Source organism: Streptomyces regalis (assembly GCF_001509475.1).
GTDB classification, from domain to species: Bacteria; Actinomycetota; Actinomycetes; order Streptomycetales; family Streptomycetaceae; genus Streptomyces; species Streptomyces regalis.
The window spans coordinates 22,725-28,872 of the sequence record NZ_LLZG01000017.1 but is presented as its reverse complement, the minus strand read 5'-3'; the positions used below and the strand labels follow the sequence as shown (position 1 = coordinate 28,872).

The 6,148-nt window shown below is 71.3% G+C and carries 6 protein-coding genes; 4 read left to right on the top strand and 2 right to left on the bottom strand.

Features of this window, described 5'->3' with window-relative positions; genetic code table 11:
• Nucleotides 1-312: 312 nt before the first annotated feature.
• The 3 genes from galT to galK all read left to right on the top strand — a co-directional run bounded on the left by galT (nt 313) and on the right by galK (nt 3,623).
• Nucleotides 313-1,398: a galactose-1-phosphate uridylyltransferase gene (gene galT / locus ADL12_RS04680; protein ID WP_062698782.1), complete on the top strand. Its 1,086-nt coding sequence runs from the start codon at nt 313-315 to the stop codon at nt 1,396-1,398.
• On the top strand, nt 1,395-2,357 hold the full coding sequence (gene galE / locus ADL12_RS04675) for a UDP-glucose 4-epimerase GalE (protein WP_062698780.1): 963 nt from the start codon (nt 1,395-1,397) through the stop codon (nt 2,355-2,357). The genes galT and galE overlap by 4 nt, the downstream gene beginning before the upstream one ends.
• Before the next feature lie 102 nt (nt 2,358-2,459).
• Nucleotides 2,460-3,623, top strand: coding sequence for a galactokinase (gene galK / locus ADL12_RS04670; RefSeq protein ID WP_062698778.1), 1,164 nt, complete (start codon nt 2,460-2,462; stop codon nt 3,621-3,623).
• Nucleotides 3,624-3,720: 97 nt separating this feature from the next.
• Here the strand turns inward: galK and ADL12_RS04665 are convergent, their stop codons facing one another.
• Complete coding sequence (locus tag ADL12_RS04665; protein WP_062698776.1) at nt 3,721-4,302, bottom strand: TetR/AcrR family transcriptional regulator; 582 nt, start codon at nt 4,300-4,302, stop codon at nt 3,721-3,723.
• A 73-nt stretch (nt 4,303-4,375) separates the two neighbouring features.
• Here ADL12_RS04665 and ADL12_RS04660 point away from each other — a divergent pair, with 73 nt between their 5' ends.
• Nucleotides 4,376-5,569 carry an FAD-dependent monooxygenase gene (locus tag ADL12_RS04660; protein ID WP_079051836.1) on the top strand — a complete coding sequence of 398 codons (1,194 nt, stop codon included), beginning with the start codon at nt 4,376-4,378 and terminating at the stop codon, nt 5,567-5,569.
• Here the strand turns inward: ADL12_RS04660 and ADL12_RS04655 are convergent.
• Nucleotides 5,550-6,005, bottom strand: coding sequence for a GNAT family N-acetyltransferase (locus ADL12_RS04655; RefSeq protein ID WP_062698772.1), 456 nt, complete (start codon nt 6,003-6,005; stop codon nt 5,550-5,552). The two genes, ADL12_RS04660 and ADL12_RS04655, sit on opposite strands and share 20 nt — an antisense overlap.
• Nucleotides 6,006-6,148 lie beyond the last annotated feature (143 nt).

Sequence of the window (6,148 nt, the reverse complement as noted above, 5' to 3'; positions counted from 1 at the left end):
GCGCCAGTAGCGGCGGGCGGTGGGCAACAGGAGGTCCACCGACGCGGGGGTATACGCGTTGCTGGGCATGGGGGGGGGCAGCGCCGGGCGGCTGGGGGTGGGGGTGGGGCTGGGGGAAATTGTGGGGGTTTGCATAGGTACTCGCTTCGTTTCGCGAACCGATACAGAGCGGAACCTACGCCCCTGCGTTCAGTAACTGAACACGTCAGATGATGCTCTTTGTTTGATTGTGACGTTGACCCGCCTGGTGAGTTGTGTTCCAATGTGTTGAGTTCTGTTTGGTGGTTGAGTGGCCCTCATAGGGAGTCCGGCGTGAAGAAGACCTCGACCCGACTGGCCGACGGTCGTGAGCTGATCTACTACGACCTGCGCGACGACACCGTGCGGGACGCGGTCGACCGCCGTCCCCTGGACCGGACCGTCACGGCGTCCGAGGTCCGTCACGACGTGCTGCTCGGCGACGCGGTCGCCATCGCCTCGCACCGGCAGGGACGGACGTACCACCCGCCGGCCGACGAGTGCCCGCTGTGCCCCTCGGAGGGCGACCGGCTGAGCGAGATCCCGGACTCCTCGTACGACGTCGTCGTGTTCGAGAACCGCTTCCCCTCGCTCGCCGGCGACTCCGGGCGCTGCGAGGTCGTCTGCTTCACCTCCGACCACAACGCGTCCTTCGCCGACCTGACCGAGGAGCAGGCGCGCCTGGTCCTCGACGCGTGGACGGACCGGACCTCGGAGCTGTCATCGCTGCCCTCCGTGGAGCAGGTGTTCTGCTTCGAGAACCGCGGCGCCGAGATCGGTGTAACCCTCGGCCATCCGCACGGGCAGATCTACGCCTACCCCTTCACCACCCCGCGCACCGCCCTGATGCTGCGCTCCGTCGCCGCGCACAAGGACGCGACCGGCGGGGAGAACCTCTTCGACGCCGTCCTGGAGCGTGAACTCGCCGACGAGCGGGTCGTCCTGGAGAGTGAACACTGGGTGGCCTTCGTGCCGTACGCCGCGCACTGGCCGTACGAGGTCCACCTGTACCCGAAGCGCCGCGTGCCGGATCTGCTGGCGCTGGACGAGGACGCGCGCACAGAGTTCCCCCAGGTCTATCTGGAACTCTTGAGGCGCTTCGACCGGATCTTCGCAGGACGGGACGCGGGGGAGAGCTCCGCGGGCGAGCCTGCCACCCCGTACATCGCCGCCTGGCACCAGGCGCCGTTCGGCACACTGGAGGACTTCGAGGGCGTCGACCGTGAGGACTTCGCGCTTCACCTCGAGCTTTTCACCATCCGCCGCACTTCCGGCAAGCTGAAGTTCCTCGCGGGTTCCGAATCCGGCATGAGCGTGTTCATCAACGACATCCGGCCGGAGGCCGCGGCCCAGCGACTGCGAGAGGTAGCGAGTTCATGAGTGGGAAGTACCTGGTCACCGGTGGCGCCGGCTATGTGGGCAGCGTCGTCGCCCAGCATCTGCTGGAGGCGGGTGACGAGGTCGTCGTCCTCGACAACCTCTCGACCGGCTTCCGCGAGGGCGTGCCGGCCGGGGCTTCCTTCATCGAGGGCGACATCCGCGACGCCGCCAAGTGGCTGGACCCCTCCTTCGACGCGGTGCTGCACTTCGCCGCGTTCTCGCAGGTCGGCGAGTCGGTCGTGAAGCCCGAGAAGTACTGGGACAACAACGTCGGCGGCACCATGGCGCTGCTCGGCGCGATGCGCGAGGCAGGCGTGCGCAAGCTCGTCTTCTCCTCCACCGCGGCCACCTACGGCGAGCCGAGCCAGGTGCCGATCGTCGAATCGGCGCCGACTCAGCCCACCAACCCGTACGGCGCCTCCAAGCTCGCCGTCGACCACATGATCACCGGCGAGGCGGCGGCCCACGGCCTGGGCGCGGTCTCCCTGCGCTACTTCAACGTCGCCGGCGCCTACGGCGACTGCGGCGAGCGTCACGACCCCGAGTCGCACCTCATCCCGCTCGTCCTCCAGGTCGCCCAGGGCAGGCGCGACGCGATCAACGTCTTCGGCGACGACTACCCGACGCCGGACGGCACCTGCGTGCGCGACTACATCCACGTCGCCGACCTGGCCGAGGCCCACCTGCTGGCGGTCAAGGCCGCCCAGCCGGGCGAGCACCTCATCTGCAACCTCGGCAACGGCAACGGCTTCTCCGTCCGCGAGGTCGTCGAGACCGTCCGCCAGGTCACCGGGCACCCGATCCCCGAGGTCGTGGCCCCGCGCCGGGGCGGCGACCCCGCGGTCCTGGTCGCCTCCGCCGACACCGCCCGCGAGCGCCTCGGCTGGAACCCGTCCCGCGCGGACCTCGCGGGGATCGTCGCGGACGCGTGGGAGTTCGCGCAGCGCCGCAGTAGTTAAGTTCTATGGCCGGTACGGACGGCCGTAAGTTCCACGGCTGTTCGGCCGGTCGACTCACCGGCCGCTTCGGCCAGGTTCAGCAGGGAAGGTCAGGGTCAGGGGATGAGCGTCGAGACGGCAGCCGCGGTCGCCGAGCGGTTCAAGGAGCTGTACGGGGCCGAGCCGGAAGGGGTGTGGGCCGCGCCGGGCCGGGTCAACCTGATCGGCGAGCACACCGACTACAACGACGGCTTCGTCATGCCGTTCGCGCTGCCGCACACCGCGGTCGCGGCGGTCTCACGGCGTGACGACGGCGTCCTGCGCCTGCACTCGGCGGACGTCGAGGGCGACGTCGTGGAACTGCGCGTCGACGACCTGGCGCCCGAGTCGGACAAGGCCTGGACGGCGTACCCGTCGGGCGTGCTCTGGGCGCTGCGCGAGGCCGGCCACGCGGTGACCGGCGCCGACATCCACCTGGCCTCGACGGTCCCGGCGGGCGCGGGCCTGTCGTCGTCGGCGGCCCTGGAGGTCGTGGTGGCGCTCGCGCTCAATGAGTTGTACGAACTCGGGCTCAGGGGCTGGCAGCTGGCCCGCCTGTGCCAGCGCGCCGAGAACGTCTACGTCGGCGCCCCGGTCGGGATCATGGACCAGACGGCGTCCGCGTGCTGCGAGGCCGGCCACGCCCTGTTCCTCGACACCCGGGACCTCTCCCAGAAGCAGATCCCCTTCGACCTGGCCGCCTTGGGGCTGCGCCTGCTGGTCGTCGACACCCAGGTCAAGCACTCCCACAGCGAGGGCGAGTACGGCAAGCGGCGGGCGGGCTGCGAGAAGGGCGCGGCGCTGCTGGGCGTGGACGCGCTCAGGGACGTCGCCTACGACGACCTGGACGCGGCGCTCGATCGGCTCGGCGACGACGAGGAGGTACGCCGCCTGGTGCGCCATGTCGTCACCGAGGACGAGCGAGTGGAGCGGGTGGTGTCGCTGCTGGAATCGGGCCGGACGCGGGCGATCGGCCCGGTCCTGACCGAGGGCCACGCCTCCCTGCGGGACGACTTCCGCATCTCCTGCCCGGAGCTGGACCTGGTCGTGGACACCGCCCTGGCGAACGGCGCGCTGGGTTCCCGCATGACGGGCGGCGGCTTCGGCGGCTCGGCGATCGTGCTGGCCGAGGCGGCCGACGTCGAGACCATCACCAAGGCCGTCGAAGACGCCTTCGCCGCCGCCGGGTACACGACACCGCGGGTGTTCGAGGCGGTGCCGGCGGCGGGGGCGCGGCGGGTGAGCTGACCTGAGGAGTTCCCAGAGCTACGGGGCTGAGGGCAACCCTTCGGCCCCGTAGCCGTAGCCCCGTCCCCGTCCCTCCCCGCAGACGCATGGCTGAGCCTCAGCCCGCTGACGGATCCGTGGCCCCGCGCAGCGCCGCGAACACCAGCCCCTCCACCTCCTCCCGGGCCGCACTTCCGCCCCTCGTCAGCCCGTTGAAGACCAGCCCGTCGACGCAGTGCAGCAGCGTGAGGGCGCGGGCTGCCGGGTCCGGGGTGCCGTGGGTGGCCAGGAAGGTGCGGACGGCGGTGTGGGCCGCGTTGTCGTGGGGGGTGAGGATCTCGCGGAGTTCGGGGTGGCGGACGCTTTCCATCGTGCAGGCGTAGCGGGCCAGGGTGCGTCGGCGGGCGGAGGCAGAGAGGCGGAGTTCGACGAACTCGGTCAGCCGGTCGGTGAGGTCGGCCTGGGTGCGCAGCGTCGGCATGGTCTCGCCGGCCGCCTGGAGTTCGGCCTGGTCCAGTTCGACCAGGCGCCGGACCAGGGCGGTGAGCAGGGCCCGGCGGGTACGGAAGTACGCCGAGGTCGTCCCCGGCGGCAGGCCCGCCGCGCGGTCCACGGCTCGGTGGGTCAGGCCCCGCATTCCCTCGTCGGCGAGTACGCCGATGGCGGCGTCGGCGAGTGCGGTGCGTCGTTCGGTTGCCACGACCCCTTTCTACAGCAGTAGAAGCGTTGCCCTATGCTCGGGTTTCTACAGATGTAGAAAGAGAGGGTAAGTGATGGCGCTGGGGGCGGGGATGGGGACGGGGCGCACGGCTGTCGTCGTGGGCGGAGGCATCGGCGGTCTCGCCGCCGCTCTCGGACTCCGGCGCGTCGGCTGGGACGTGACCGTCGTCGAGCAGGCACCCGTCCTCGCCGACGTCGGCGCCGGGATCTCCCTCGCCGCCAACGGCATCCACGCCCTGGACGCCCTCGGCGTCGGCAAGGCCGTGCGCGCCGCCGGCCGGGGGCAGTACACCGGCGGTACCCGCACCCCCGGCGGGCGCTGGCTCGTGCGGATGGACGGGGCCGCCGTCGAGCGCGCCGTGGGGACACCCATCGTCGGCATCCCGCGTGCCGCCCTGCACCGGGCGCTGCGCGCGGCACTCCCGCCCGAGTCACTCGTCGTCGGCACCGAGGCGACCGGCCTCGACCTCTCCGACCTGGCCCGACCCCGCGTCACCCGCGAGGGAGCCCCGCTCGACGCCGACCTCGTGATCGCCGCCGACGGCGTCAACAGCCGGCTGCGCGCCGCCCTCTTCCCTCACCACCCCGGCCCCACGTACAGCGGATCCACGGTGGTCCGCGCCATCACCGAGCACCCCGTCGAACTGCGCACCGACTTCGAGCTGAGCTGGGGAAGGGGCGTGGAGTTCGGGCACATCGCCTTCGTGGACGGGCGGGCCGAGTGGCACGCGGTCGTCAAGACGGCGGCAGGCGTACGGCACCGCGATCCACTGGCCGCCGTACGCCACCGCTTCGGCGACTGGCACGACCCCGTCCCCACCCTCCTCGCGGCCACCCGCCCCGCCGACGTCCTCCACCACGACGTCCACGAACTCGCCGTCCCCCTGCCGTCCTACACCGCCGGCCGCGTCGCCCTGCTCGGTGACGCCGCCCATGCCATGACCCCGAATCTCGGGCAGGGCGCGTGCCAGGCCCTGGAGGACGCGGTGACACTGGCCGCCGCGCTCGCGGCCGAGCCCACGCCCGAGGCCGCCCTCGCCCGCTACGACGCAGAGCGCCGCCCCCGCAGCCAGGCGGTCGCGCGGGCCGCCCGCCGCGCCGGGCGCATGGGGCACCAGCTCACCGACCCGCTCGCCGTCGCCGTACGCAACGCGGCCATCCGCCTGACTCCGTTCGGCATCGCCAAGCACGGCGTTCTGCGGCACCACGCCTGGACGCCGCCGCGGCTCACCCCAGCCGCTTGGTGAGCGTGTACTCCGTGATCCCCGGTGGATAGTCCGGGATCACGCACACCACGTCGTACCCCTGCTTCGTGTAGAACTCCGGCGCCTGGAAGTCCCATGTCTCCAGGCGTACGGCGGTGCAGCCCCGTTCGGTGCGGGCCATGTGCTCCGCGCGGGCGAGCAGATGCGAACCGAGACCGGTCCCGCGGTGGCGTTCGTCGACCCAGAGGTACGTGACGTGGAGCCAGGTGGTCCAGGTGTGGCCGACGAGTCCGCCCGCCAGGGTGCCGGAGTCGTCCAACGCCCAGACCTGGAGCGGAAGTTCGCGTTCACCTGGGGTTCCGCGCAGGGCGCGCAGGATCGGGGAGAATGCGGTGTTGGTCTCGCGCAGCCGGCGGCGGAGCAGATCCTGCCGTGATTTGTCGACTTCTGTCTCCAGACGAAACATGCGGCTCACCATAAACGCGCCGGACTACCAGTTCTGCAAATTACCTTCCGCTCCTGCCGCCCGGCCGTACTCTGATGAACGGCACCGGTGGGGGCCGGTGCTGATCAGGGGGCGAGACAAGTCGGGTTCGACGCCCGAGGTGGGGGTAACTGTTT